General features: G+C 73.9%; 26 protein-coding genes and 4 tRNA genes. 19 read left to right on the top strand and 11 right to left on the bottom strand.

The window, feature by feature from the left end; all coding sequences use genetic code 11:
* Positions 1-204 precede the first annotated feature (204 nt).
* Positions 205-1191 (top strand): hypothetical protein, encoded by a 987-nt coding sequence (locus tag ACI795_RS03160; protein WP_457073753.1) that lies wholly within the window; start codon positions 205-207, stop codon positions 1189-1191.
* Between the two features lie 7 nt (positions 1192-1198).
* Here ACI795_RS03160 and ACI795_RS03155 read toward each other — a convergent pair whose 3' ends face one another.
* The 5 genes from ACI795_RS03155 to ACI795_RS03135 all read right to left on the bottom strand — a co-directional run bounded on the left by ACI795_RS03155 (position 1199) and on the right by ACI795_RS03135 (position 3893).
* Positions 1199-2719 carry a sensor histidine kinase gene (locus tag ACI795_RS03155; protein ID WP_457073752.1) on the bottom strand — a complete coding sequence of 507 codons (1521 nt, stop codon included), beginning with the start codon at positions 2717-2719 and terminating at the stop codon, positions 1199-1201.
* A gap of 13 nt (positions 2720-2732) precedes the next feature.
* Positions 2733-3476 (bottom strand): response regulator transcription factor, encoded by a 744-nt coding sequence (locus ACI795_RS03150; protein ID WP_457073751.1) that lies wholly within the window; start codon positions 3474-3476, stop codon positions 2733-2735.
* 104 nt (positions 3477-3580) lie between these two features.
* Positions 3581-3654: transfer RNA gene (locus tag ACI795_RS03145), tRNA-Phe, on the bottom strand.
* A 31-nt stretch (positions 3655-3685) separates the two neighbouring features.
* Positions 3686-3762 (bottom strand) — tRNA-Asp (locus ACI795_RS03140).
* Between the two features lie 58 nt (positions 3763-3820).
* A tRNA-Glu gene (locus ACI795_RS03135) sits at positions 3821-3893 on the bottom strand.
* Positions 3894-4045: 152 nt separating this feature from the next.
* Here ACI795_RS03135 and ACI795_RS03130 point away from each other — a divergent pair.
* Positions 4046-4693: an AMIN-like domain-containing (lipo)protein gene (locus ACI795_RS03130; protein WP_457073750.1), complete on the top strand. Its 648-nt coding sequence runs from the start codon at positions 4046-4048 to the stop codon at positions 4691-4693.
* 7 nt (positions 4694-4700) lie between these two features.
* On the opposite strand, the gene ACI795_RS03125 is transcribed toward ACI795_RS03130, so the two are convergent.
* From ACI795_RS03125 to ACI795_RS03115, 3 genes are all read right to left on the bottom strand, one after another.
* On the bottom strand, positions 4701-5039 hold the full coding sequence (locus ACI795_RS03125; RefSeq protein WP_457073749.1) for a hypothetical protein: 339 nt from the start codon (positions 5037-5039) through the stop codon (positions 4701-4703).
* 71 nt (positions 5040-5110) lie between these two features.
* Entirely contained in the window at positions 5111-5713 is a 603-nt protein-coding gene (wrbA, locus tag ACI795_RS03120; protein WP_457073748.1) for an NAD(P)H:quinone oxidoreductase, read from the bottom strand.
* Between the two features lie 70 nt (positions 5714-5783).
* Positions 5784-6314, bottom strand: coding sequence for a GtrA family protein (locus ACI795_RS03115; protein ID WP_457073747.1), 531 nt, complete (start codon positions 6312-6314; stop codon positions 5784-5786).
* A gap of 435 nt (positions 6315-6749) precedes the next feature.
* On the opposite strand from ACI795_RS03115, the gene ACI795_RS03110 reads away from it, so the two are divergent.
* The 14 genes from ACI795_RS03110 (at position 6750) to ACI795_RS03045 (ending at position 16847) form a co-directional block, all read left to right on the top strand.
* Positions 6750-7637, top strand: a complete 888-nt coding sequence (locus ACI795_RS03110) for a Rieske 2Fe-2S domain-containing protein (RefSeq protein WP_457073746.1) — start codon at positions 6750-6752, stop codon at positions 7635-7637.
* Between the two features lie 102 nt (positions 7638-7739).
* Positions 7740-7937: a hypothetical protein gene (locus ACI795_RS03105; protein ID WP_457073745.1), complete on the top strand. Its 198-nt coding sequence runs from the start codon at positions 7740-7742 to the stop codon at positions 7935-7937.
* 50 nt (positions 7938-7987) lie between these two features.
* A complete protein-coding gene (locus tag ACI795_RS03100) occupies positions 7988-8509 on the top strand; it encodes a hypothetical protein (protein WP_457073744.1) in 522 nt (173 codons plus the stop codon).
* Positions 8510-8555: 46 nt separating this feature from the next.
* The gene (locus ACI795_RS03095; RefSeq protein WP_457073743.1) at positions 8556-8957 is read left to right on the top strand and encodes a hypothetical protein; all 402 of its coding nucleotides are present in this window, start codon (positions 8556-8558) and stop codon (positions 8955-8957) included.
* Between the two features lie 490 nt (positions 8958-9447).
* A complete protein-coding gene (locus ACI795_RS03090) occupies positions 9448-10041 on the top strand; it encodes a helix-turn-helix domain-containing protein (protein ID WP_457073742.1) in 594 nt (197 codons plus the stop codon).
* Positions 10038-10769 carry a B3/B4 domain-containing protein gene (locus tag ACI795_RS03085; RefSeq protein WP_457073741.1) on the top strand — a complete coding sequence of 244 codons (732 nt, stop codon included), beginning with the start codon at positions 10038-10040 and terminating at the stop codon, positions 10767-10769. The genes ACI795_RS03090 and ACI795_RS03085 overlap by 4 nt, the downstream gene beginning before the upstream one ends.
* 55 nt (positions 10770-10824) lie before the next feature.
* Positions 10825-11898, top strand: a complete 1074-nt coding sequence (locus ACI795_RS03080; protein WP_457073740.1) for a DMT family transporter — start codon at positions 10825-10827, stop codon at positions 11896-11898.
* Between the two features lie 231 nt (positions 11899-12129).
* The gene (locus tag ACI795_RS03075; RefSeq protein WP_457073739.1) at positions 12130-12342 is read left to right on the top strand and encodes an N-6 DNA methylase; all 213 of its coding nucleotides are present in this window, start codon (positions 12130-12132) and stop codon (positions 12340-12342) included.
* A complete protein-coding gene (locus ACI795_RS03070) occupies positions 12339-12494 on the top strand; it encodes a hypothetical protein (RefSeq protein ID WP_457073738.1) in 156 nt (51 codons plus the stop codon). Before ACI795_RS03075 ends, ACI795_RS03070 begins: the two co-directional genes overlap by 4 nt.
* A 289-nt stretch (positions 12495-12783) precedes the next feature.
* A tRNA-Lys gene (locus tag ACI795_RS03065) sits at positions 12784-12859 on the top strand.
* A gap of 195 nt (positions 12860-13054) precedes the next feature.
* Entirely contained in the window at positions 13055-14449 is a 1395-nt protein-coding gene (locus ACI795_RS03060; RefSeq protein WP_457073737.1) for a hemolysin family protein, read from the top strand.
* On the top strand, positions 14446-15456 hold the full coding sequence (locus ACI795_RS03055) for a hemolysin family protein (protein ID WP_457073736.1): 1011 nt from the start codon (positions 14446-14448) through the stop codon (positions 15454-15456). The genes ACI795_RS03060 and ACI795_RS03055 overlap by 4 nt, the downstream gene beginning before the upstream one ends.
* A gap of 270 nt (positions 15457-15726) precedes the next feature.
* Entirely contained in the window at positions 15727-16005 is a 279-nt protein-coding gene (locus ACI795_RS03050; protein WP_457073735.1) for a hypothetical protein, read from the top strand.
* Complete coding sequence (locus ACI795_RS03045; RefSeq protein WP_457073771.1) at positions 16005-16847, top strand: hypothetical protein; 843 nt, start codon at positions 16005-16007, stop codon at positions 16845-16847. The genes ACI795_RS03050 and ACI795_RS03045 overlap by 1 nt, the downstream gene beginning before the upstream one ends.
* Before the next feature lie 60 nt (positions 16848-16907).
* Here the strand turns inward: ACI795_RS03045 and ACI795_RS03040 are convergent, their stop codons facing one another.
* Positions 16908-20135 carry a glycosyl hydrolase 115 family protein gene (locus ACI795_RS03040; protein ID WP_457073734.1) on the bottom strand — a complete coding sequence of 1076 codons (3228 nt, stop codon included), beginning with the start codon at positions 20133-20135 and terminating at the stop codon, positions 16908-16910.
* A 227-nt stretch (positions 20136-20362) separates the two neighbouring features.
* On the opposite strand from ACI795_RS03040, the gene ACI795_RS03035 reads away from it, so the two are divergent.
* Both ACI795_RS03035 and ACI795_RS03030 read left to right on the top strand, forming a co-directional pair.
* Positions 20363-21070 carry a hemerythrin domain-containing protein gene (locus ACI795_RS03035; protein WP_457073733.1) on the top strand — a complete coding sequence of 236 codons (708 nt, stop codon included), beginning with the start codon at positions 20363-20365 and terminating at the stop codon, positions 21068-21070.
* Positions 21071-21141: 71 nt separating this feature from the next.
* Positions 21142-21882 carry an enoyl-CoA hydratase-related protein gene (locus ACI795_RS03030; protein WP_457073732.1) on the top strand — a complete coding sequence of 247 codons (741 nt, stop codon included), beginning with the start codon at positions 21142-21144 and terminating at the stop codon, positions 21880-21882.
* A 228-nt stretch (positions 21883-22110) separates the two neighbouring features.
* On the opposite strand, the gene ACI795_RS03025 is transcribed toward ACI795_RS03030, so the two are convergent.
* Positions 22111-23157, bottom strand: coding sequence for a YihY/virulence factor BrkB family protein (locus ACI795_RS03025; protein ID WP_457073731.1), 1047 nt, complete (start codon positions 23155-23157; stop codon positions 22111-22113).
* A gap of 307 nt (positions 23158-23464) precedes the next feature.
* Between ACI795_RS03025 and ACI795_RS03020 the strand changes: the two genes are divergently transcribed.
* Positions 23465-23635: a hypothetical protein gene (locus ACI795_RS03020; RefSeq protein WP_457073730.1), complete on the top strand. Its 171-nt coding sequence runs from the start codon at positions 23465-23467 to the stop codon at positions 23633-23635.
* 58 nt (positions 23636-23693) lie between these two features.
* Here the strand turns inward: ACI795_RS03020 and ACI795_RS03015 are convergent, their stop codons facing one another.
* Positions 23694-25502, bottom strand: coding sequence for an acyl-CoA dehydrogenase (locus tag ACI795_RS03015; protein ID WP_457073729.1), 1809 nt, complete (start codon positions 25500-25502; stop codon positions 23694-23696).
* Positions 25503-25574: the final 72 nt, after the last annotated feature.

Raw genomic sequence — 25574 nt, 5'->3', positions numbered from 1 at the left:
GCCGCGCGGACGGCCGTCCCCCGTAGGGGTGAGCTGTGGGTTCGCCCCCGACCACGGCGGGTAAGGGCGTCGGGCAGGCTGAGAGGCCACCGCACCGACCGTCGAGGAGCGCCGGACCCCTCCTGTCGCCGTGCACGACCGCAGGAGGCGTACGACCGCGTGACCGCAGTGCCCGCTGGACCGAGCGCGCCCGGGACCCGGGTGGTGAGCGTCCCCGCCCGCAGCCCCTACGTCGCGGCGGTCCTCCCCACCTCGGTCGTGCCGGTCGGCCCGGAGACCACCCCGAGCCCGTGGCTGGACGCCGACCACCTCGCCGAGCACGCCGGGGAGGTCGACGTGCTGCACCTGCACGCCGGGTACGAGCACCTCACGATCCCCGAGATGGACCGCTGGACGACGGCGGTCCGGCGGGCGGGGGTGCCGCTGGTGGTCACCGTGCACGACCTGCGACCGCCGGCCGGGACGACCCCGGGGCGCCACCAGGCGCATCTGCGCACGCTGCTGACCACCGCCGAGGTGGTGCTCACGCTGACCCCCGGCGCGGCCGACGAGATCGCCGACCGGTTCGCCCGCACCGCGATCGTCGTCGCCCACCCGTCACTGGCCGCGCCCACCCCGGACGTCGGCCGGGAGACCCGCCTGGTCGGCGTGCACCTGGGCCGGCTCGAGCCGGAGATCGCCGAGCCGGTCGAGCTGGTGCGGGCCGCGCTGTCCGGTGCGGTCTCCGGCGGTGGGCGGCTGCGGGTGGACGTCCATCCCGACGTCGACGTCGCCGCCCGGCTGCCCGAGCTCGCCGCCCTGGCCGAGGCCGGCGAGCTGGAGCTGCGGTCCAGCTGGGCCGAGGACCCGGCGTCGTGGGTGCGCCACCTGCAGGAGCTGCACGTGTCGGTGCTGCCCCGTCGGTCGGGCACGCACGACAGCTGGGTGGAGCTCTGCCGCGACGCCGGCACCCGCGCCGTCGTCCCCGGCGGCGGGTACCACACCCAGCAGTGGTCCGACGTCGTCGTCTACGGCAACGAGCCCCGCGCGGGCCTGGACGCCGCCTCGCTGAACTCCGCGGTGGTGGCCGCGCTGACCCGGCCCGCGCCGCCCCGGGTCGACCGGCAGTGGCGCACCGAGCAGGCCGAGGCGGTGCGGCGGCTGCACGCCCAGGTCTACGAGCAGGTCGCCGCCGACGCGCTGTCGGTCTGAATCGGGGTCAGGCCGCCGGCACCGTGGTCACGCCGGGCAGCCGCACCGTGACCTCGGTGGCTCCCGGCGCGCTGCTCAGCCGCACCGTGCCGCCGTGGGCGGTCACCACGGCCTGCACGATCGCCAGCCCCAGCCCGGTGCTGCCGGCGGCCCGTGACCGGGACGCGTCCCCGCGGGCGAACCGCTCGAAGGCGTGCTCCTGCAGGGCGGTGGGCACCCCCGGGCCGTCGTCGGCCACGCTGAGCACCGCCCAGCCGTCCGCGGTGCGCAGCCGGGTGGTCGCCGTCGTCCCCTCCGGGGTGTGGGCGCGCACGTTGGCGAGCAGGTTGGCCACCACCTGGTGCAGCCGGGCGGCGTCGCCGGGCACCACCACCGGCTCGTCGGGCAGCTCCACCTGCCAGTGGTGCCCCGGGCCGGCGACCTGCGCGTCGGTGACCAGGTCGACCAGCAGCGCGGTCAGGTCGACCTCCTCGGTGGCCAGCTCCCGCCCGGCCTCCGCGTCGGCGTCCAGCCGGGCCAGCAGCAGCAGCTCCTCGACCAGCTCGGTCATCCGCACCGCCTCGGACTCCACCCGGCGCATCGCGTGCCCGACGTCGGCCGGGACCTCGCCGCCCCGGCGGCGCACCAGCTCGGCGTAGCCGCGGATCGACGCCAGCGGCGTGCGCAGCTCGTGGCTGGCGTCGGCGACGAACTGCCGCACCTGCGTCTCCGACGCCTGGCGGGCGGCCAGCGACCCCTCGACGTGGTCGAGCAGCCGGTTCAGCGCCGTCCCCACCTGGCCGACCTCGGTGCCCGGGTCGGTGTCCTGCGGGGGCACCCGCTCGGCCAGCCGCACCTCACCGCTGGCCAGCGGCAGCTCGGCGACCCGGGTGGCGGTGGCCGCCACCCGGTCCAGCGGCCGCAGGGTGCGGCGGACGACCAGCACGGCGGCGCCGGTCGCGGCCAGCAGGGCGACCAGGCCGGCCAACAGCTCCACGGCGACCAGCCAGCGGACGGCGTCGGCGGTGCCGCGCAACGGCAGTCCGGAGACCAGCACGTCGCCGCTGGGCATCTCCGTGGCCACCAGCCGGTAGTTGCCGAGGTCCCCGCCCAGGTCCCGGGTCACCGGCTCGCCGTCCGGCGGCAGGGCGGCCAGCACCTGCTCCTGGGCGGTGCTCAGCTCCACGGTCTGCTCGGCGGGGCCGATGACACCCGAGACGGTGCACTCACCGGCGACGACGACGGCGCCGAGCGTGCCCTCGGCCTGGCCGCGGGCCCCCAGGAAGCCCGGTCCGCCCGCCGCGTCGCAGGAGGCGGCCCCGGCCGGCCGCTCCGGGGGCGGGCCCTCGCCCGGAGGAGGTGAGTAGTCCCGGGAGCGGTCGGTGGTCGCGTCCAGCCGGGTGTCGACCTGGCTGATCAGCTGCGCCCGCAGCGCGGTGACCGAGACGACGCCGACCAGGGCCAGCACCGCGACCAGCGGGACGACGAACGCGATCAGCAGCCGGGTGCGCAGCGAGCGGTGGGAGCGACGGGAGGGGCCGGGGCTCACCGGCGCCAGCGTGTCATGCAGCGGGCTTGATCACGTACCCGGCGCCACGGAGCGTGTGGATCATCGGCGCCCGGCCGGCGTCGATCTTGCGGCGCAGGTAGGAGATGTAGAGCTCGACGATGTTGCCCTGGCCGCCGAAGTCGTACTGCCAGACCCGGTCGAGGATCTGCGCCTTGGAGAGCACCCGCTTGGGGTTGCGCATCAGGTAGCGCAGCAGTTCGAACTCGGTGGCGGTGAGCCGGATGTCGTCGCCGCCGCGGGTGACCTCGTGGCTCTCCTCGTCCAGGGTGAGGTCGCCGACCACCAGCAGGCCGTCGTCGGCGACCACCCGGCTGGTGCGGCGCAGCAGGCCGCGCAGCCGGGCGGCGACCTCCTCGAGGCTGAACGGCTTGGTGACGTAGTCGTCGCCGCCGGCGGTCAGGCCGGCGATCCGGTCCTCCAGGGCGTCCTTGGCGGTGAGGAAGACCACCGGGACCAGCGGGGTGTCCGCGCGCAGCCGGCGCAGCACCTCCAGGCCGTCCATGTCCGGCAGCATCACGTCCAGGACGACGGCGTCGGGCCGGAAGTCGCGGGCGGTGCGGATCGCCTCGGCACCGTCGGGTGCGGTGCGCACGTCCCAGCCCTCGTAGCGCAGCGCCATCGACAGCAGCTCGCAGATGGAGGGCTCGTCATCGACGACCAGCACCCGGAGGGCGCTGCCGTCGGGGCGGGTGAGCTGGGCCCGGGAGCTGGGGGCCGAGGGGGTGCTCGTCGTCATGCACGAACTCTGACGCCAGATCCTGCGAGTTCCCTGTGATCGGGCCAGGAAGTGGCTGTCAACTGCGCCGACGGCGACGGGCCCGCGGGCCAGGGGAGAGTGGGTGGGCAGGGGCGGGGTCGAACCGCCGACCTCTCGCTTTTCAGGCGAGCGCTCGTACCGACTGAGCTACCTGCCCCCACCGGACCCGGCTGGTGCCGGGCGCCGGATGGCGACCCTGACGGGACTCGAACCCGCGACCTCCGCCGTGACAGGGCGGCGCGCTAACCAACTGCGCTACAGGGCCTTGCGTGTCGTGCTGTTCTCGGTCGTGCTCCGCTCCGGTCGCCCGGCTCGGTCCTGCGTGCCCCCAACGGGGTTCGAACCCGTGCTACCGCCTTGAAAGGGCGGCGTCCTGGACCGCTAGACGATGAGGGCTCATCAGCGCCGGAGGCATGGAGAACCATACATGCCCCTCGGGCGGGTCCCGCGCCGGGGGGTCGAACGGCCTGTCGCGCGCCCGCACCGGTGCCCGTCCGGCGACCGCGTGGCATCTCCGGTGCCGCTGTGCGGCGTGCCAGCATTCCGGTGTGCGCGCCCGCCCGCTGTCCCGGAGCACCAGCCCCGTTCTCCTGCTGGCCGCCGCACTGCTCGCCGGTGGGTGCGGGCAGGGTGAGTCGGCCGGCACCGGCACCGCCGCCTCCGGTGGGACGACGTCCGGCGCTCCGGCGACCACGACGGGCGCGGTGCCGGACCCGGGAACTCAGAGCGCCGGCGTCCCCACGGACGAGCCCGCCGACGTCCCGAGCGGGACCGGTGCCGCCACCGGCGACCCGGCCGGGGCCGAGGGGCTGACCGTGACCTCGGTGCGGGTCGGTGACCACGAGGGCTTCGAGCGGGTGGTGTTCGAGCTGGCCGGCAGTGGCACCCCCGGCTGGCAGGTCGAGTACGTGGACGCCCCGACGGCGCAGGGCAGCGGTGCGCCGGTCGACGTCCCGGGTGAGGCGTACCTCCAGGTCGTCCTCACCGGCACGAGCTACCCCTACGAGACCGGCGCCGAGGAGCTGGCCCGGGGCCCGGTGGCGAGCGGGACGGGGCCGGTCGAGGGCGTCGTCTACGACGCGACGTTCGAGGGGCGGTCGGTGGCCTGGATCGGCACGTCCGGCCGGCTGCCGTTCCGGGTGTCGGCGTTGAGCGACCCGTCCCGGCTGGTGGTCGACGTCGCGACGGCGCCCTGAGCCCGGGTCAGCCCAGCGAGGCGGTCAGCTCGACCGAGTCGCCGTCCACCGAGGTGCAGCTGAGGGCGAGTGGCCCGGCCGACACGCTGTCGCCCTCGCCGCAGGAGACCGTGGTGTCGCCCACCGAGAGGGTGGCCTGACCGTCCTGGACGCCGGCGAAGCCGATGTCGGTGCCGAGGACCGTGGCGGTGGCGCCCTCGCCGGAGAGGGTGACCGTGCACCGGTTGTCGGCGCAGGAGACGTTCTCCGAGCTGAAGCTGCAGGCGGTGAGCGGCGCGAGCAGCAGCGCTCCGGCGGCGAGCGCCGCGGCGGTGGAGCTGGTCCGGCGGGCGGGCTGGATCGGCATGCCCGGAGCGTAGGGCGCACCAGGGGTGGGCTGCGGCGACCCGTCGGCATCGGCGGGTCGCCGCAGCGGGCTCAGGCGACGAGCTTGGCGGTGACCTCGGCCAGCCGGCGTCCCTGGTAGCGGGCGGCGGCGAGCTCGGCCTCGGTGGCGGTGGCGGACTGGCCACCGGAGGCGTTCGAGACGCCATAGGGGTTGCCGCCGGCGGCGAACAGCAGCGGGTCGGTGTAGCCGGGGGGCACGATCACCGCGCCGAAGTGGGAGAAGACGTTGAACAGGGTCAGGATCGTCGACTCGTTGCCGCCGTGGACGTTCTGCGCGCTGGTGAACGCCGTGGCGCCCTTGTTCGCGAGCTTCCCGGTGAACCAGAGCCCACCGAGGGTGTCGATGAACTGCTTCATCTGGGCGGCGGGGGTCCCGAAACGGGTGGGGGTGCCCAGCGCGTAGCCGTCGGCCCACTCCATGTCGGCCGGGGTGGCCTCCTCGACCTCGCCCGCGGTCGTGTCGACGTGGGCCTGCCACAGCGGGTTGGAGGCGATGGCCTCGGCCGGGGCCAGCTCGGGCACCCGGCGCAGCCGCACCTCGGCCCCGGCGTCCGAGGCGCCCTCGGCGAGCGCGGCGGCGAGCTGGTGGGTGTTCCCGGTGGACGAGTAGTAGACGACGGCGATCTTCGCCATGGAGCACTCCTCGGGTCGGACTGGTTGCGAGATCAACCAGTGACCCCCGGCTACCCGAGGGGCCCGGTCCCTACTCGCGGTGCTCGGCGGCGGCGGAGAACACCCAGCTGCGCAGGGCGATGAACCGGATCAGCCCGATCAGCCCGGTCACCGCCGCGATCAGGCACAGCTGCGGAACGGTGCCGATGTCGCCGACGAGGGCGTGCACGCCGGCCAGGGCGAGGGAGGTGGCGACCAGGCCGATGCCGGCCAGCCCGCCGCCCTCCCACTGGGCGGTGAACCAGGAGACCCGGCCGCCGGCGTGGAAGGTCAGCCGCCGGTGCAGCTCGTTGGCCAGCAGGGTGGAGGCGATGGCGCCGGAGAGGTTGGCGGTCTGGTCGCCGAGGCCCGCCAGGGTCACGAACAGCAGCGCGTAGAGCGCGCTGGACAGCCCGCCGACCACCATGAACCGGGCGAACTGGGCGCCGGTGTCGTCCTGGCGCAGGCGGACGGCGGCCGCGCGCAGCAGGGCGGCGGCCCGTCGTCGGCCGGCCGCGACCAGCGCCTGTCCCTCGTGGGCGCCGCTGATGGCGGAGCGGCGCAGCAGGGACGGGCAGGTCACGGGGTTCCTCTCGAGAGCGGCGCCGGACCCGGTGGTGGCGCAGGCCCATGCTCGGGCACGAAGCCCGTGTGGCGCATGTGAATTCCCGGTGCGTTCTGCAACTTTCCGTGAGGTCCGTCACCCGACCCGCTGCCAGTCAGTTCTCGGCGCTGCGCCAGGTGTCCGGCAGGTGCCCACGCGGGCGCCGGTCCATGCGTGGTGCGGAGCGTCGTCCCCGGCTGTTCGACCCCACGCTCTCCGGAGCCTGGGGAGACCACCCGCATCCCCTCCGAGCTCCGCGCACTGCCCCGGGAGGCGGGCGAGCAGCCCGGCGCTGCGGTCGACGTGGCCCTGAACGCGGCGGTGCGGTGGTCGCCGGCCTGCTCACCGTGGGTCTGCACGCCGCTGTCCCCGACTCCCGGGTTCCGGCGCGCGCTGGCGGGTAGGGGAGGGCGCATGAGCCTGCTGGGTGTGCTGGACCGCCTGTCCGAGGTGTCGACGTTCGACGAGCAGCTGGGGGCCGCCCGCAAGGCGGTCAACGGGCTGCTGCGGCCGCAGGGGGTCAAGGACCTGCTGCACGGCAGCTGGCTGGGGCACCCGCTGCACCCGATCCTGGCCATGGTGCCGGTCGGCACCTGGGCCTCCGCCGGCATCCTCGACCTGGCGCCGGCGACCCGGCCGGCGGCCACCGTGCTGATCGGCACGGGGGTCGCCGCCAGCGTCCCGGCCGCCATGGCCGGTGCGGCCGACTGGTCGGAGCAGGACGACGACGTGCGGCGCCTGGGCGCAGTGCACGCGATGGCGAACGTGGCGGCGCTCGGTCTCTACGTCGGTTCGCTGGTCGCCCGGGCCAAGGGGCGGGGCGGTCTCGGCCGGGTGCTGGCCTACAGCGGGCTGAGCCTGGCGAGCGGGTCGGCGGCGATCGGCGGGCACATGTCCTACGCGCAGGCGTCCGGGGCGAACCACTCGACGGCGACCGCCCGGCAGATGACCACCGACTGGATCGACCTGGGCCCGCTCGACGACCTCCCCGAGGGGCGCCCCGCGCTGCGCACCGGGGAGGGCCAGGGGACCCCGGTGCCGATCGCCGTCGTCCGGCGCGGCCCCCGGGTCGACGCCTTCGTCGGCGCGTGCGCGCACGTGGGTGGCCCGCTGGCCGAGGGCGAGCTGGAGGACGTGCACGGGAGCACCTGCCTGGTCTGCCCGTGGCACGGCTCGGCGTTCGACCTGGAGAACGGCCAGCCGCGCCGCGGCCCGTCGGCCGTCGCCCAGGAGAAGATGGAGGTCCGCTACGAGGCCGGGCGCGCCTTCGCCCGGCTGCCGCAGCGGCACGTGCAGAAGTGACCGCCGGGGCCTGACCCCGCCCCACGCTGCGCCCGTACGGCTGGGCGGGGGACTGCTGGTGGTCCTGGTCGGCTGCGTGGGGTCGCCGGCGGGCAGGTGTAGGTGCAGGTCGGCGCGGGGGAGACGCTCTCCGGGGGAGCAGCTGCCGGAGCTGCCCGGGCGGGTGTGCTGACCGGCGTCCCTGGGCACCGGCGGTGGATGTTCTTCTTCTTCTCCAACCGCCTCGGCTGCCTGGGGTCCCTGCTGGTCAGCCTCGTGGTGACCGCGCTCCTCGTCCTGCTGTTCATCGCAGTCTTCTGAGGCGCGTCGTCCTGGAGCGCCCCCGGCGGACGGCAGGAGAGGATGCCGGGGTGAACGCCTGGCTGCTGCGCGCCCCGTTGTGGCAGGTGTGCCTGGTCATGGCGGTGCTGCTCGCACCGTTCCTCATCGCGGTCTTCTGGGTGGTCCGGGACATGAGCCCGGCGGCGACCGTGAGCGCGGGGGTGGTGACCGCGGCGATCTGCGGCCCGATGGTGGGGTACGTGACCTGGAGGCAGACGCGGGAGTTCCTGCCCGACGCAGGGTCCGCCCCGGAACCGGACCAGGTCGAGGCCGAGCGCGCCGCGCGGCGGGGTCCGGTGCCCGAGGACGACGACGTGCGGGCCGCCGCGCTGCGGATCGTCGAGCACCGCCTGGCGCTGCTGCAGGTGAACCGGAGCAGCGCCCTGGTGTCGGCGGCCGTCGTGCCGCTCGTGGCGGTCTTCCTGACCGTGGCGGTCTCACCGTGGTGGTGGATCGGCGTCGTCCTCGGCCTGGCGCTGTCCGCCCTCGTGCTGCTGACCCCGGCCCACCTGGAGCGGCGGGCCGACCTCCTCCGTGGCTCGCGACGGTGACCGTGGACCGGGCCCCGACGCGGGTGGGCCTGCCCACCCTGGTCGCGTGGCGGCGCACGGCCTGGTGCTCTGCGGGGCGGCGCTCGCCTGCTTCGCGGGCTTCGTGGTGGCCCTGCTGTCCGTCGCCGGGCGTGACTCGCCGTGGTTGCTGCTGGGCCTCGGCGCCTTCGTCTGCGGGCTGCTCGGTCTGGGCCTCCTCCAGCGCACCTGGGCGGATCCGGAGGTCGCGGACGACGCGCCGGCCGCCCGGGCGCGACGGCTGTCCTCGGTGGTGAAGACGGCCTACGGCGTGGCGCTGGTGCCGAACGCCGTATTCGCCGTGTGGCCGGAGCTGGTCGGGGAGCGGAGCTGGCTCCGCACGGTCCCCGCCGTCCTCGGCCTCGTCGCCGTCGGCAGCTTCGTCGCCATGCTGGTCGTCGCAGCCAGGTGGCATCCGAAGCGGCGCTGACGCGATCCGTCGCTGCGAGCGAGGCCGCGCAGGGCTGTCCCCATCCTCGTGCCGGGACGCGTTCCGCGTCCCGGGCCTCTGGTGATGCAGAGAACTACATCCATCTGCGCTTTCGGTGTGCCTTCGGACGGTCCGCTCGAGCGTTGATGGGATGCCGACGGGGTCCAGTAGGAACGGCCCGCCGCACCTACTGGAACGGCTCGCCGGTGATCACGTCGAGATCGCGGTAGGTGAGGAATGACCCCGGTGGCCGGCGCCCCCGTCCGGTGCGGCGCGGAAGTTCGACGCTGGGATGATCGGGACGTTCAACGGCCGCCCGGCCTCGGAGCCCCCGCGGCCGAGGACCGCCAGCCGGGTCTCCACCCGCAGCCCCGCGTCGCTCGACCGGTGCCCCTGCACAGCCATCGCCGCACCTCCTGATGCACTATGTTGCACTACAGGAGGCAGCGTAGATGAGTGCGGTGGGGACCACGCAAGGGAGGCGGCACAGATGACGGCGGAAGTGGTCGCAGTCAACGAGGTGATCGGGCAGCGAGTTCGGCAGCACCGGACCGCCCGCGGCTGGACGCTGGATGAGCTGGCCGACCGCTCCGGGGTCAGCCGCCGCATGGTGATCACCATCGAGCACGGCGAGGGCAACCCGAGCATCGCCACGCTGCTGCGGATCAGCGACGCCCTCGGTGTCGGGCTGCCCGTCCTGGTCGACGTCGAGCGCCCGCACACCCTCACCGTGACCGCGGCCGGGCGGGCCCCGGTGCTGTGGCACGGGGACCACGGCGGGCAGGCGGTCCTGGTCGCCGGCACCCAGCCGCCCGACGTCGTCGAGCTGTGGGACTGGACGCTGCGGCCGGGCGATGCGAACACCAGCGAGGCGCACAGCGCCGGCACCCGGGAACTGCTGCTCGTCCTCGACGGCGCGGTCGACCTGCGCGTCGGTGACCGGACCGAGCGGCTGACCGTGGGCGACTCCGCGGCCTTCGCCGGCGACGTCGCCCACGGCTACGCCACCCCCGCCGACGCCGCCGGCCCCGCCCGCTTCGCCCTCACCGTCTTCCAGCCCCACGTCACCGGGAGCCATTCATGACCGACCCCCAGCAGTGGCTCGCCGCCGCCACCGTCGACGACGCCGTGTTCGCGCTGCGGCCGGACTACCGCGTGGTGCTGCTGACCGCCGAGGGCCTGCAGGGCGGCCCCAGCGACGAACTGAGCGAGCAGGTCCTCGCCGCCGCCGAGGCGACCACGCGGGAGCGGCTCGACGGGCGCAAGCCCGAGGAGTTGCCGCACCTCGCCTCGTGGCGGGAGGCCTACCGGGCCTTCGGCGCCAAGCCGCAGCGCACCCGGCCCAGCGTGGAGGCGCTGATGCGCCGGCTCGACCCCGGCGGCCTGCCGCGCATCGACCGGATCACCGACGTCTACAACGCCGTCTCCATCGCCTCCATGCTGCCCTTCGGTGGGGAGGACCGCGCCGCCTACGCCAGCCCGCCGCGACTCGTCCGCGCCGACGGCACCGAGGCCTTCGACACCATCGCCGGCGGCGAGGCGGTCGTCGAGCACCCGGAGGTCGGCGAGGTCGTCTGGCGCGATGACGTCGGCGTCACCTGCCGCCGCTGGAACTGGCGGCAGTGCACCCGTACCGGCATCACCACCGCCACCACCAGTGCCGTGTTCATCCTCGACGTGCTCGACCCGCTCACCGATGACGACGCACACGCCGCAGCCGACGCGCTCACTGAGGGCCTGCTCGCCCTCAGCCCGGACGCCACCTTCCACCGTCGGCTGATCACCCGCGCCGACGAAGGTGCACCGTGCTGATCCACCCCCGGGACGACGCCCCCGATCACCTGTGGCGCGCTTGGCCGGCCGACGGGTGAACGCAGTGCTGGACACGAGGCGTCGTCGCCGCTGGGGTGTCCGGTTCAGCCGGCAGGAACTGGCGTTGATCGCCGTCACCGCCGTGTGGGGCGCGACGTTCCTCATCGTCCACCTCGCCATGCGGCATGGCGGGCCGCTGCTCTTCGTCGGCCTGCGCTTCCTCGCCGCCGGCGCGATCAGCCTGGTCATCTTTCGCCGGACGCTGATCGGGCTAACCCGGCGGGAGCTGGGTGCCGGGGCGGCGATCGGAGTTGCGATCTTCGGCGGCTACGCGCTGCAGACGATCGGGCTGCAGACGATTCCCAGCAGTACCTCGGCGTTCCTCACCGCGCTCTACGTCCCGCTGGTGCCGCTGCTGCAGTGGGCTGTGTTCCGGCGCGCGCCCAAGCCCGCCGCCTGGGCTGGGGTGGCGCTGGCGTTCGCCGGGCTGGTCCTGCTGGCCGACCCCGGTTCGGCGGGGCTGACGCTGAGCACCGGAGAGATCCTGACGCTGGTCAGCACCGTCGCCATCGCCGCGGAGATCGTCCTCATCGGGTTGTTCGCCGGCACCGTCGATCTCGGTCGGATCACCGTCGTACAGCTGCTCGTCGGCGGCGCCCTGTCGGTAGCGATGATGCCCGTTGTCGGCGAGACGGTCCCGTCCTTCTCCTGGCTCTGGCTCGCCGCCGCGATCGGTCTCGGCGCCGCCAGCTGCCTCATCCAGCTCACCATGAACTGGGCCCAGCAGTCGGTGTCACCGACCCGGGCCACGGTCATCTACGCCGGCGAGCCGGTGTGGGGCGGCATCGTCGGTCGCCTCGCCGGCGACCGGCTGCCCGGCCTCGCCATCGTCGGCGCCGCCTTCATCGTCGTCGGCGTACTCGTCAGCGAGCTCCAGCCCCGGACCCGCGGCCCCCGCCGTCACCGAGATGACGTCGACCGAGAGTCGGCACGACGGCCGGATCAGGACGCGCATGGCTGGGGGTGTCCTTCGGCGGAACAGGCTGTCCCTCACGGGGGTGGCGACGCCTCGCAGGTGTCCTTGCCCGGGCCGACGAAACGACCGCCGAGATCCGCGCACCCCGATTGACGGGCATCGGCGAGCTCGCACGGTCGCTCTGGGGCGGGCAGGACGCCTGACCGCAACAGGTCCGACCCTTCGGACCTTCACATCACCACAGCGCATAGCACCACCCCGCGGCACCCGTGTGCCGGCGGCGAGGCTCAGACCGGCACGACAGGAGGTGACACCGCCACAGCCACGACCCTCACCGCGGACACACGCCCGGACGATCGCACCGCGGTCGTCCTGCCGGACAACGTGCTGTTCGAGGGCGGCGCCGGGGAGACCATCCGGCGCAAGCTGCTGCAGACCTGCGACCTGCACACGATGCTGCGACTGCCGACCGGCATCTTCTACGCCGGCGGCGTGAAGGCCAACGTGCTGTTCTTTGACAAGAAGCCGGCCGCCGACGCGCCCTGGACGCGCGAGCTGTGGATCCACGACTTCCGCACCACGAACACTTCACGATGAAGACCAACCCGCTGCGCCGGGAGCATCTCGACGACTTCGTCGCCGCCTACTGGCCGGGTGCGCGAGACGAGCGGCTGGAGTCCGAGCGGTTTCGCCGGTTCAGCTACGACGAACTGATCGCCCGGGACAAGGTCACCCTCGACATCACCTAGCTCGAGGACGCCGCACTGGAGGACTCCGACAGCCTGCCGGCCCCGGAGGTGCTCATCGCCGAGATGCAGGAGGAGATGGCAGCCATCCTCAGTCAGTTCGGCGAGATCGCCGTCGGCCTCGGCGTTGAGCCGCTGGAACCCGCCGACATCGCGGAGTAGCACCACAGGGCTCCCGGCTGCGGCCCCGAGCGGCTCGGTGCCGGGCGGTAGCCTCGCAGCGGGCCGCAGACGGCCTGAGATGTCTCACGCGTTGTCTGGTGAGTTGTCTGGAGGGTTGTCTGCACCCACCGGGCCTCTAGCTCAACTGGCAGAGCAGCGGACTTTTAATCCGCGGGTTGTGGGTTCGATCCCCACGGGGCCCACCACCGTTGACGATCAGGAGCCGAGCGGGGGCCAGTTCGGCTCGACCCCTCACCCGTTCCGAGCGTGCCGGCGGAACGCTCCCGGCGGGGACCGCGTTGATCGGCTGACCGAGCGGTTTCCCTGCAGAAGAGAGCCATGAGCCCGTATCACAGTCCCCAGGCCACGCCCCCTTCCCTCGGTGAGGCGGTGCGTGGCCGGTGACCGACCTGCTCACCCTCCTGCTCGGCGTCCTGGTGGTCCTCGGGATCACCGTGGTCACCGGCTACTTCGTGGCCCAGGAGTTCGCCTACATGGCGGTCGACCGGGCCACGCTCGCCGCCCGGGCCGAGGGCGGTGACGCCGCCGCCCAGCGCGCACTGGGCGTCACCCGCCGCACCTCGTTCATGCTCTCCGGCGCCCAGCTCGGCATCACCGTCACCGGCCTGCTGGTCGGGTACGTCGCCGAGCCGCTGATCGGCCAGTCCCTCGGCGGCCTGCTGGGCGGGGTGGGCATCCCGACCGCGGTCAGCGTCGGCATCGGCGCCGTGCTCGCCCTGCTGTTCTCCACCGTCGTCCAGATGCTGTTCGGCGAACTGTTCCCCAAGAACCTCGCCATCGCCCGTCCCGAGCCCGTCGCCCGCTGGCTGAGCGCCTCCACCACCGCGTACCTGAAGCTGTTCGGCTGGCTGATCTGGGTGTTCGACCAGGCGTCGAACCTGCTGCTGCGGGCGCTGCGGATCGAGCCGGTGCACGACGTCGAGCACGCCGCGACCGTCCGGGACCTGGAGCACATCGTCGAGGAGTCCCGGGAGAGCGGTGACCTGCCGGCCGAGCTGTCGATGCTCGTCGACCGGATCCTCGACTTCCCCGAGCGCGCGGTCGAGCACGCGATGATCCCCCGCCCGCGGGTGGGCACCGTCTCCGACGGCGACACCCTCGGCCACCTGCGCGCGCTGATGACCGACGGCCACTCCCGCTACCCCGTGCTCGCCCCCGGGTCCGGCGACGTCCTCGGCGTGGTCCACCTGGCCGACCTGCTGACCACGCCGGAGCCGGACACCGCAGCCGTGACCGTCATCGCCCGCGAACCCCTGGTGGTGTCCACCTTCACCCCGCTGCCGGATGCGCTGCGCCGGCTGGCCGACTCGGGCAACCAGCTGGCCTGCGTCATCGACGAGTACGGCGGCTTCGCCGGGATCATCACCCTCGAGGACCTCGCCGAGGAGCTGGTGGGCGAGATCACCGACGAGCACGATCCGGACGTCGCCCCCGGGTACGTCCCCGTGGACGGCGACGGCGTGTGGGAGATGGCCGGTGACGTCCACGTCGACGAGGTCGAGCGCGCCCTCGCCGTCGACCTGCCGCGCGGGCACTACGAGACGATCGCCGGCCTGGTCATCGCCGCCGCCGGCACGCTGCCCGAACCTGGGGCCACCCTGACCGTCGAGCTGCCACCGGATCCGGCCGACCTCGTCCTCGCCGACGACCCCGCGCCCCGGCACCTGCACGTCGAGGTGCTCGCGGTCGAGCGGCACGTCCCCAGCCGGGTCCGCCTGGAGCTGCCCGATCGCACCGAGGGTTCCCCCGCACCCGCCGAGGAGGGCACCCGATGAGCGACCCGTGGGTCGTCGTCGCCGCGACCGTCGTCATCGTGGCGCTGTCCGCGTTCTTCGTGGCGGTCGAGTTCGCGGCGCTGGCCGCCAAGCGGCACCGTCTCGAGGAGGCCGCGCCCACCAGCCGGTCGGCCCGTGCGGCGCTGCGCAACTCCGCGGAGCTGACCCTGCTGCTGGCCGGCTCCCAGCTCGGCATCACCGCGGCCACCCTGGCGCTCGGCGCCGTCAGCAAGCCCGCTGTGCACCACTGGCTCACGCCGCTGTTCGAGGACTGGGGGCTGCCGCTCGTCGCCGCCGACGTCGTCGGCTTCGTGCTCGCACTGGTGATCGTCACCTTCCTCCACCTGGTGGTCGGTGAGATGGCGCCGAAGTCGTGGGCGATCGCGCACCCGGAGCGTTCCGCCACCCTGCTCGCCGCACCGATGCGGGCGTTCATGGCGGTGTTCCGGCCCCTGCTGCGCGGGCTGAACGCCGCCGCCAACCGGCTGGTCCGCCGGGTGGGGGTGCAACCGGCCGACGAGCTCGCCGTCGGGCACAGCCCCGACGCGCTGCGCCACCTGGTGGAGCACTCCGCGAACGTCGGCGCGCTGGACGCCGGCTTCTCCAGGCAGATCGCCGGCGCCCTGGCCCTGGAGCAGCTGACCGTCCGGGACCTGGTCACGACGGACGCGCCGCTGGTCACCGTGCCCGCCGAGGCGACCGTCGCCGCCGTGCGGGAGGCCACCCGGCGCACCGGCCACCTGCGGATCCTGCTCGGGGACGGGGCACGGCCCACCGGGGTGGTGCACGTCCGCGACACCCTCGTCGCCACCGACGACACGCCGGCGGCGTCGTTCGCCCGGCCGGTGTTCACCCTGGCGGCCGACACCACCGTGCACACCGGGCTCACGGCGATGCGGGAGACCCGCAACCACCTGGCGGTCGTCACCGCCGGCGGGGACGTCCTGGGGGTCGTCACCCTCTCCGACGTGCTGCGCCGGCTGTTCCCGCTGCCGACGCCGGCCTGACCGGCGCGCGCGGCACGCCGCGCGGGGCGTCGTGATCCGGCCCGGGAGCGGTCGGTGACCGACGAAAGCCCAGGTCGGCGCGGTGCCGCATGTCGACAAGGCGGTCCCCGCAGGGTGGTCATCGACTCCGGAGGTGCTCTGCACAACGATCCGGTGACGGCGTCCGGGAAGGCGCTGCGGAGCACGGCGAGGAGGGGGCCGGGGGCCCTACCTTTCGGCACGTCCGCGGCACTTCCCCAGCCGCGGCAGCCAGCACCGAGGAGCTCCCGCGTGACCACGTTCGTCGACCTGCCCACCAGGACGTCGCCCCGCCCGGCGGACGTCCAGACCGACCTGGCGACCCTGCTGGAGCTGTTCAGCGCCGCCGACGACGACGCGGCGGACGACGCCGCCCCGTCGCCGCGCCGGACCCTGCGTGGGTCCGGCCTGCGGCTGCGCGGCCGGCTCCAGCACTGGTCGCGGCGGGCCGCCGACTGGGGCGCGGTCCCCGGCACCGCTGCGGCGTGGACGACCTGTCCGGCGCGGGTCCCGGTGGAGGCCGCGCCGTGATGCTCCTGTGGCCGGCCATCGCCGTCGGCGGGTTCTTCCTCCTCGCCGCGCTCGTGATCGCGCTGGCCACCAGCTCCACCGCGCGCTACGAGTTCGAGCGCAACCAGGTCCAGGGGCAGCGGCGGCACGAGGATGCCGACACCGTCCCGGCCGCCGTCGCCGCAGCCGCCGTCCCGATGGAGTCCGGGGCCGAGCAGCGCGAGGCCGCAGCCGTCCGGGTGAGCGCGCACCCGGCCGGTGCGCGGGCCGGCGCGCCGGCCGCACCGACGGCGTGGTGGCTGGTGGAGCAGTCGGCCGGCCGGTCCGGGGAGGCGGTCCTGGCCGGCCCGTTCCCCGACCGGCTCGACGCCGACTGGGCGGCGATGGCCGCCGGGCGCGCCGGGTCGGCGCAGGCGGCGCACGGGGTGCTGCGCACGGACGGCCGGCTGGTGCGGAGGCCGCTGCCCGGGGAGCAGGCGTGGCTGAGCGAGCTGGGCACCCAGCTCGACCGGCTGCCCGCGGAGTGGGACAGCCCGCTGGCGGACGAGGACGAGCTGGTGACCCTGGTGGTCGAGGTCGCCTCCGTGCTGGTCGAGGCCGGGCTGCCGCTGCACGACTGCGCGGGTGAGGGGACCTCCGGCGGGGTGTGCCTCACCCCCGAGCCGGGGCGTCCCGGGGTGCTGGTCAGCTGGCACCAGCACGACCGGATGAGCCGGGACCAGGTGCACGGCGCCGAGATCTCCGTCGCGGTCCAGCAGGCGATGAACGCCGCCGTCGCCGAGTGCCTCTCCGTGCTCGGGTTCGACCTCGAGCCGTTCGGCGACAGCAGCTGCTTCCTCGTCACCGGCCTGCGGACGGCCTGAGACGGCGGGCAGCCCGGGCCGGCGAGGTGCCGACCCGGGCTGCCCGGTCCTGCTGCTCGATCAGCGAGCGGCGATGCGCCCCTTGCTGGCCCACAGGCTCTCCGGCGGGCCCAGGTAGCTCGGCAGCTCACCGCCGGTGTCCACCACCAGCTTCTGCAGCACCACCGTCGGGTCGACCATCCAGAACTTGAGCACGTGGTGACCGGGGGTCTCGATCACGTGCTGCGTCGTCGTCCGGTTGACGTTGTCGGAGGTGTTGCGCTGCCACTGCCGGTTCATCGTGGTGTCGTTCGCGCCGGTCTCGGCGATGATGTCGACCACCTGCGGCGGCGCGTCGTCGATCGAGATCGCGTACTGCAACCCCTCGGGCGGCAGCACGTCGTTGCGCGGGGAGAGGTACGCCGTCACGTCCACCGGCCCGGTGGTGGTCAGGTGCATCTCGTACTCCAGGCGCGGGCTGTCGCCACCCGGGGTCTGCCGCGGCGTGCGCAGCGGGAAGGGCTTCACCCCGTCGCTGTCCCGGCCGATGTCCGGGATCGTCGTCCAGGTGACGCCGTTGGTCTCCACGGCCCGGCTGAAGTGCTCAGCGTTCATCGAGACGTACCCGCCGCCCTCGACGAAGCCCTGCGCGCCCCGCACGTCCGGCTTCTCGATCACCGCGGTGACGACGACCTGCGCGCCGTCCGGGCCGGTGATCGTGAGCGGCACCTCGGTGCGCCCCTGCGGAGCGCGGCCCCACTCCACGATCAGCTCCGCCCGCACCTGGTCGGTGACCCGGCCGCGCGGCTTGTCCAGGTGCACCCACGGCGCACCCGGCGTGATCGTGTAGTCGAAGGCCTGGGTGCCCTTGTTGAACACCTCGACGTAGGGCGCCGGGGTGCCGGCGTACCGGCTGAACACCGGCAGCACCGCGGGCTCGGACGACGCCGGCCAGGACTGCTCCGACCCCTCGATCGCCACGCCCATCTCCGCGACGGCCGGGACCTCGATGCGCTGCAGCGCCGGGTAGATCTCGTCCGGCAGCGCCTCGTGGTTCTCCTCCGGCTGCTGCCAGCCGGCGTTGGGCCCGTAGCGCTCGACGTCGCCGTAGCCGATGTGCGGCTGGGTCTGGAAGTCCTGCCACTTCCCGCCGGCGATCTCGGTGTTGTAGCGGTCGGCCAGCGCCAGGTCCTCGGCGAAGTGTGCCTCGGCCTCGTCGGCCAGGCGGTTGGTGGCCGCCCGGCCCTGCTCGGCGTAGAGCAGGTTGGTGAACTGTGCGTTGCGCAGCTCGTAGACGTTGGCCGTCGCCCGCACCGGGTAGCCGACCAGCTGGAAGAACGTGTCCCGCTGGGCGGGGAGCACCCGCTTGGACAGCCGGTCGGCCTGCGCGGCCAGCGCCTGCCAGTCGGCGGTCACCCGGTCCATCTCCCGGTAGGCGGTGAGGCTGAACGGGTTGCCCTCGTCGTCGTAGAGCACGGCCGAGGGGTCGGTGCGCAGGTCCTTGGTCTCGTCCAGGCTGATCGCCCGGTTGAGCAGCTCCGGCTTCCGCCGGGACTGCAGGACGCCGTACTGGTACAGCACCTCGGCGATGTCCTCGGCGAACGTCGGCCCGAAGTTCTCCACGGCGAAGCGCCGCTCCCACTCGTGCAGCTGGTCCAGACCCCAGCGCTCGGTGTCCCAGGCGTAGTCGAGGAAGAACTGCGTGGGCACCTCGTTGCCCTTCAGGTCACCGACGTTGGTGACCCACAGGTCGCGGATGCCGGCGCTGGCCGACTGCTCCAGCTGCTCCCACAGGTTCGGCAGCGGGGTGGTGTCCACCCACTTGTAGTTGCGGCCGTCGCCCACGTAGTCGAAGTGGTAGTAGAGACCGAACCCGCCGGGTCGGGCGTCGGAGGGCTGGGGCAGCTTGCGCATGTTGCCCCAGTTGTCGTCGGTCATGATCACCGTGACGTCCTCGGGGGCGCGCAGGCCCTCGTCCCAGTACCGCTGGACCTCCTTGTAGAGGGTCCACACCTGCGGGGTCTCGGCCGCCGGCTTGCCGGTGACCTCCTCGATGATCCGCCGCTGGGTGGCGATGATGTCCTCCATCAGCGCGATGCCGGCGCCGTCCTCGAGGGCGACGTCGCCGTTCCCGCGCATCCCGATGGTGACCAGGCCCTCGATGTCCTGGTCGACCATCCGCTGGATGCCCTCGCGCCAGTAGGCCTCGATCGCGGCGCGGTTGCGGCGGAAGCTCCACTCGCCGGTGCCGCCGTAGGGGTCCGAGCCCGGCTCGACGATGGTGCCCTCCGCGTCCCGCTTGGCCGGGACCGCGTGCCGGTTCCACTCCTCGATGCCGCGGAGCATCGGCGCCTCGTGCGAGGTGCCCATGACCACGCCGTAGCGGCTGGCGGTCTCGTGGTTGGCCGGGTCGTCCTCGGCGAACGCACGGCCCCACACGGCCGGCCACAGGTAGTTGGCCTTCAGCCGCAGCATGGTCTCGAAGACCTGGCCGTAGAACTCGGCGTTGAAGCCGTTGGGGAAGCCCTCGGCCTTGCCCGGGCCGAAGAACTGCGGAGCCCAGCGGCCCAGCTGCGGGTTCTCGTCGTTGATGAAGAAGCCGCGGTACTTGACGTCCGGGGTGCCCTGGGTGTGCCGGCCGGGGAGCACGTAGACCGTCTCCCGGTGCTGGGGCACGACGTCGTTCCAGAACTGCCACGGCGAGACGCCGATGCCCCGGGAGACGTCGTAGGCGCCGTAGATCGTGCCGCGCTGGTCGCTGCCGGCGATCACCAGCGCCTGCTCGACGCCGGGCATCGGGTCCTCGACGACCTGCTGCAGCGAGGTCTCCCACTCCCCGGCGATGCCGGAGACGTCGACCTTGCCCGCGGCCACCAGCGAGTCGACCAGCGGGCTGCGGCCGATGGTCCCGACGATGACGACCTCGCGCTCGGCGGGGACGGCACCGGTGACGACGCGCGGCGTCTGCCCGGTGACCTGGGCGATGTCCTCGGCCAGGTCACCGACGACGCGCCGGACGCCCTCGAACTCGCCCGGGTCGACCACCAGGGTGGCGGCCTTCCCGGGGACGGCGAGCGGGAAGCGGCCGGGGCCACCGGCGTAGGCGATGTAGGCGCCGGGGTCGGTCGGTGCCACGGTGGGCGCGCCGGCGGAGGCGGGGGTGGCCGACGCCGAGGTGGCGCCGGTGGGCACGGTCAGGGCGAGCGCCAGGCCGACCAGGAGCGCGCGACGCGAGGAGCGCCGCCACCTCCCGGGCTGACCGGCGCCGCGCCGGGCGGGCGGGCGTAGACGGATGACGGCTGAGCTCATGTCCGGCTCCACGGTGAGGGACGGCTGGGCGGGCGGTGCTGCCCGGGCACGGCGTTCCGAGAAGTTCCGAGAACGTGTGTCCGTCGTCACCGTAGGGAGGCGGTGAAGCTGTGGCAACGCTGGGAGCCGGATCAGTTCCGGCACCCGCCCAGGTGTAGTGCAACCCGCTGCCGGGCATGTCGGACCGGTCGCGAACGCGGCACTCAGCCGACTCCCGGGAGGCACCGATGGCCCGGTCCATCGCCGACCAGACCGTCGCCGAACTCGGCGGCCCGACCAGCGTCCTCGTCCGGCAGCGCAAGGACCACGAGGAGCTGGGCCGGCTGCTCGGGGAGCTGGACGGCACGACCGGCCGGGAGCAGGAACGGGTGCTGCGCCAGATCGACCGGCTCGTGTTCAGCCACGCGTTCGCCGAGGAGACCGTGCTCTGGCCGGTCATCCGGCGCGTGCTGCCCGACGGCGACGCGCTGACCCGCCAGGTCGAGGAGGAACACCAGGAGGTCAACGAACTGGTGAGCCGGCTGGAGACGCTCGGCCACGACGACCCCCGTCGGGCGGAGACGCTCGCCCGGCTGGTCGAGGTGCTCGACGAGGACGTCCGCGACGAGGAGGACGTCATGTTCCCCCGTCTGCAGGAGGCCCTCGACGCCAAGGCGCTGCGACGGCTCGGTCTGCAGTGGGAGGTCGCTCGTCGGGTCTCCCCGACCCGGCCCCACCCCACCGTCTCGCGCCGTCCGCCGGGCAACGCCGTCTCCGGCCTGCCGCTGTCGCTGCTGGACCGCACCCGCGACCTGGTCGACGCCGGGGTGCAGCGCGCGCCGGAACGCCTCACCCCCGCCGGTGAGACGGTCAGCCGGGCGCTGGCCGCGGCGGCCGGCTGGGTCGAGCGGGTGCCGCTGGCCCGCCGCGGCGACGGGCCGCCCACCGCCCGCTGACCCGGCGACCGGCCGGCGTGGTCTGATCGTGGCGTTCGGCCGGCGCCGGCCGGCCCAGCCAGAGGAGCCGCATGTCCGGTGAGGTCCTGCTCGAGGTCGAGGACGGCGTCGCCGTCGTCACGCTCGACGCCCCGCAGCGGCGCAACGCGCTGACCCCGGCGATGGCCGGGGAGCTGGTCGCGGCCCTCGACGAGGCCGACGCCCGCCCGGAGGTCGGTGCCCTGGTCGTCCGCGGCGCCGGCCGGTCCTTCTGCGCGGGCGGTGACGTGCAGACGCTCACCGCCGCCGGGCGGGACCCCGCCGAGCCGGGGGCCTACGCCGACATGAGCGCGATCTACGACTCGTTCCTGCGGCTGGGCCGGGTCCAGGCGCCGACGATCGCCGCGGTCCGCGGCTCGGCGGTGGGGGCGGGGATGAACCTGCTGCTCGCCGCCGACCTGCGGATCGTCGCCCGGGACGCCCGGCTGCTGTGCGGCTTCCTCAAGCGCGGGATGCACCCCGGCGGGGGGCACTTCGTGCTGCTCTCCCGGGTGGTCGGACGAGAGGCGGCCGCCGCGCTGGCGCTGTTCGGCCAGGAGCTGGACGGGGAGGCGGCGGTGCGGCTGGGGCTGGCCTGGGAGACCCACGACGACGACGCGGTCGAGGACCGGGCCCGTGAGCTCGCCGCCCGGGTGGCCCGCGACCCGGAGCTGGCCAGGCTCGCGGCCACCAGCTTCCGGACCGAGACCGGCCCGCCGCAGCTGAGCTGGGAGGCGGCGAGCCAGTACGAGCGGCCGGCCCAGATGTGGTCGATGCGCCGTTCCGCCGGCTGACCGTCGGTCGCCTGGCCCGCTGTTCGGGTCGACCCCGGCCGCCCGCTGCCGTTGATCACCACGGCCGCACGTGTCACAGGCTCACCGGGGGAGCGCGGCCCGGTCCCCGCCGACGAGACGCCGGGGGGAGCTCGCTGGGTCGCTGGTGCAGTTTCCCGCGGGCTCGCCGGAGACGCATCGGGCCCGGCTCCTGAGCAGGAGCCGGGCCCGACGGTCGAACGGGGTGGATCAGGTGGTCTGCTGACGCTTCGGCTCGTCCCGGGCGTCCAGCTGGATCTCCTTGTCCGCCCTCGGCACGCCGGCCTTCAGCTCCTTGGTCCGCTCCACCTCGGAGTCGAACTCGATGCCGAACAGCAGCGCGAGGTTGATCAGCCAGAACCAGATCAGGAAGATCACCACGCCGGCCAGCGCCCCGTAGGTGGCGTTGTAGCTGCTGAAGTTCGCCACGTAGAAGGCGAAGGCGGCGGAGGCGACGGCCGCCACCAGGATGGCGACGCCGGCGCCCGGGCTGACGAACTTGAAGCCGCGCAGCTTCGCGTTCGGGGTGGCGTAGTAGAGGACGGCGATCATCAGCGCCAGCAGCACGAGGATCACCGGCCACTTGGCCCAGCTCCAGATGGTCAGCACGGTGTCGCCCAGGCCGATGGCCTGCCCGATGGCGTCGACCACCGGCCCGCTCAGCACCAGCATCGCGACGATCAGCGCGGCGAAGAGGATGCCGATCAGGGTGATCAGCAGCTGCAGCGGCTTGAGCTTCCAGATCTTGCGGCCCTCGCGGGTCTCGTAGACCACGTTGGCCGCCCGGGTGAAGGCCCCGACGTAGCCCGACGCCGACCAGATGGCGCCGGCGAGCCCCAGGACCAGGGCGAACCCGGCCGTGGCGGTGTTGCCCGCGACCTGCTCGATCACCGGGTTCAGGGTGTCCGCGGCGGACTCGGGGACGACGGCGGTGAGCGCGTCGGTGAGCTGCTGCGGGGTGGTGAGCAACCCGATGATCGACGCGAGTGCGGTGATCGCCGGGAAGAGGGCGAGCACGCCGTAGTAGGTGAGCGAGGCGGCCCAGTCGGTCAGGCCGTCCTCGCTGAACTCCTTCACCGAGCGCTTGAACGTGCCACCGGTGGTGGGCTTCGGGTCTGCGCCGGTGGGGGCGAAGTCGGCCCGCTCGTGCGTGATGTTGTCGTCGTCCGGCGCGATGTCGCGCGCGACGTTCGGGTCGTGGGGGGAGGTGTCCCCCCCAGCGCCCTGCTGGGCGCTGCGTGCTCGTGCTCCGGCCATCAGGCCCTCCGGTGTGCCGCTGGTCTGTGTCGGGGCTCCGGTTCCCACTCGGAGCGCCGGTCACGCCTCGGCGCGCCCATTCCGGTCACGGAGGGTCTCGCAGCGGGTGGATGCGCGGTGAACGAGTCGGGAACTGTGCAGTTCACAGCCGCACCGGACGGCGGACAGCGACGAGCGTCACACGGAATCGGACGAAGAAGTCACTCCGTGTACGGTTCGCCGGCCGTGAAGCGGGCACCGATCCGTCCAGAACGGCTGCCGTCGGCTTCCCCCCGGCGGTCCCCGAGAGGAACGTGGAGCAGACGAGATGGTGTTGTGGCCGGCGGTGACCCTGGTCGGTTTCCTGGTGCTGACTGCCCTGGTGATCGCGATGGGCACCCAGTCGACGGCGCGGTGGGAGGCGGAGAAGCGGGCGGCGTCCGCCCCGCGGGCCCGGCACGCGGCCCCCGAGGGCGCGCGCGCCACGGCGACCCTCTAGTCCCTCCCCGCACGCGCATGACGGCGGTCTCCCGGCTGGGAGGCCGCCGTCGTCGTGTTCAGAGCCAGTCGGCCGGGGTGTCCAGCACCGTCCGGTCCAGCGAGGCCAGCAGCTCCAGCTGGGGCCCCACCTTCGGCAGCTCCCACCGCTGGAAGAACCGCGCCGCCTGCCGCTTGCCGGCGTAGAAGGCGCCGTCCCGCCCCTCCTCGTCCCGCCCCTCGGTGGCCAGCGCCTGCTCCAGCCACAGCCAGCCGACGACCACGTGCCCGACCGCCTCCAGGTGCACCGTCGCGTTGGCCAGCGCGCGCTCCGGGTCGCCGTCGGCCCACAGCGCTCCGGTGACCGCGCCGATCCGCTGCACCAGTCCGTCCAGGGTGGCCGCGAGGTCGGCCCACTCGGTGCCCCGCGCGCGGTGCGTGGTCGCCGCGATGGTCTCGCCCAGCAGCGCCAGGCCCGCGCCGCCGTCGGCGACCACCTTGCGGCCGAGCAGGTCCAGCGCCTGGATGCCGTGGGTGCCCTCGTGGATCGGGTTGAGCCGGTTGTCCCGGTAGAACTGCTCGACCGGGAAGTCCCGGGTGTAGCCGGCGCCGCCGAGCACCTGGATGGCGAGGTCGTCCGCGGCCAGGCACCACTGCGAGGGCCAGCTCTTCGCGATCGGGGTGAGCACCTCCAGCAGCCGGTGGGCCCGGGCGCGTTCCGCCGCCGACTCCGCCGTCCGCTCCTCGTCGACCAGCCGCGCGCAGTAGAGGCCCAGGGCGAGCCCGCCCTCGACGTAGGACTTGGCCGCCAGCAGCATCCGCCGCACGTCGGGGTGCTCGATGATCGGCACCGGGGGAGTGGCGGGGTCCTTGCCGGCGAGCGGGCGGCCCTGCGTGCGGGTGCGGGCGTACTCCAGGGCGTGCAGGTACCCGGTGTACCCCAGCGCGGTGGCGCCCATCCCGACGCCGATCCGCGCCTCGTTCATCATGGTGAACATGTAGGTCAGCCCGCGGTGCAGCTCGCCGACCAGGAAGCCGACGGCGCCGGGCCGCCCACCCGGCGTGTGCCCGCCCTCCCCGAAGTTGAGCAGGGTGTTCGTCGTCCCGCGGTAGCCCATCTTGTGGTTGAGGCCGGCGAGCACGACGTCGTTGCGCTCGCCCAGCCCGCCCTCGTCGTCCACCAGGAACTTGGGCACCAGGAACAGCGAGATGCCCTTCACGCCGGGCGGGCCGCCGGGCGCCTTGGCCAGGACCAGGTGGACGATGTTCTCGGTGAGCTCGTGGTCGCCGGCCGAGATCCACATCTTGGTGCCGGTCAGCCGGTAGCTGCCGTCGTCCTGCGGTTCCGCGCGGGTGGTGATGTCGGCCAGCGACGAGCCGGCCTGCGGCTCGCTCAGCGCCATCGTGCCGAACCAGCGGCCCTCGGCCATCGGCGGCACGTAGGTCTGCACCTGCTCGGGCGTGCCGTGCGCGACGAGCAGGTTCGCATGCGCCATGGTCAGGAACGGGTAGGCCGAGGTGCCGATGTTCGCCGCCTGGAACCACGCGTGCACCGCCTGGTTCACCACCGCCGGCAGCTGCAGCCCGCCCAGTTCCTCGGGCAGCGCCGCGGCGGTCATCCCGGCGTCGGCGAACACCCGCAGCGCCGCGGCCACCTCCGGGATCAGCACCACCTTGCCGTCGACGACGTGCGGCTCGTGCTCGTCGGCCGCCCGGTTGTGCGGCGCGAAGTGGTCGGTGGCGATCGCGGCGGCCAGCTCGAGCACCGCGTCGAAGGTCTCCCGCGAGTGCTCGGCGTAGCGGGAGCGCTGCGTCAGCGCCTCGACCTGCAGCCACTCGTGCAGCAGGAACTCCAGGTCCCGGGCGCTCAGGATCGACGACGGGGGCACGGGCTCCTCCTGGCGACGGCGGTGTCGGTGGGCCGGGGCCCGTGCCGCCAGGCTAGGCCGGGTGTCCGGTGC

The organism is Modestobacter sp. SYSU DS0290 (genome assembly GCF_054050955.1).
Note: the sequence above shows the minus strand (reverse complement) of the source record. Positions and strands in the feature narration are given on the sequence as shown.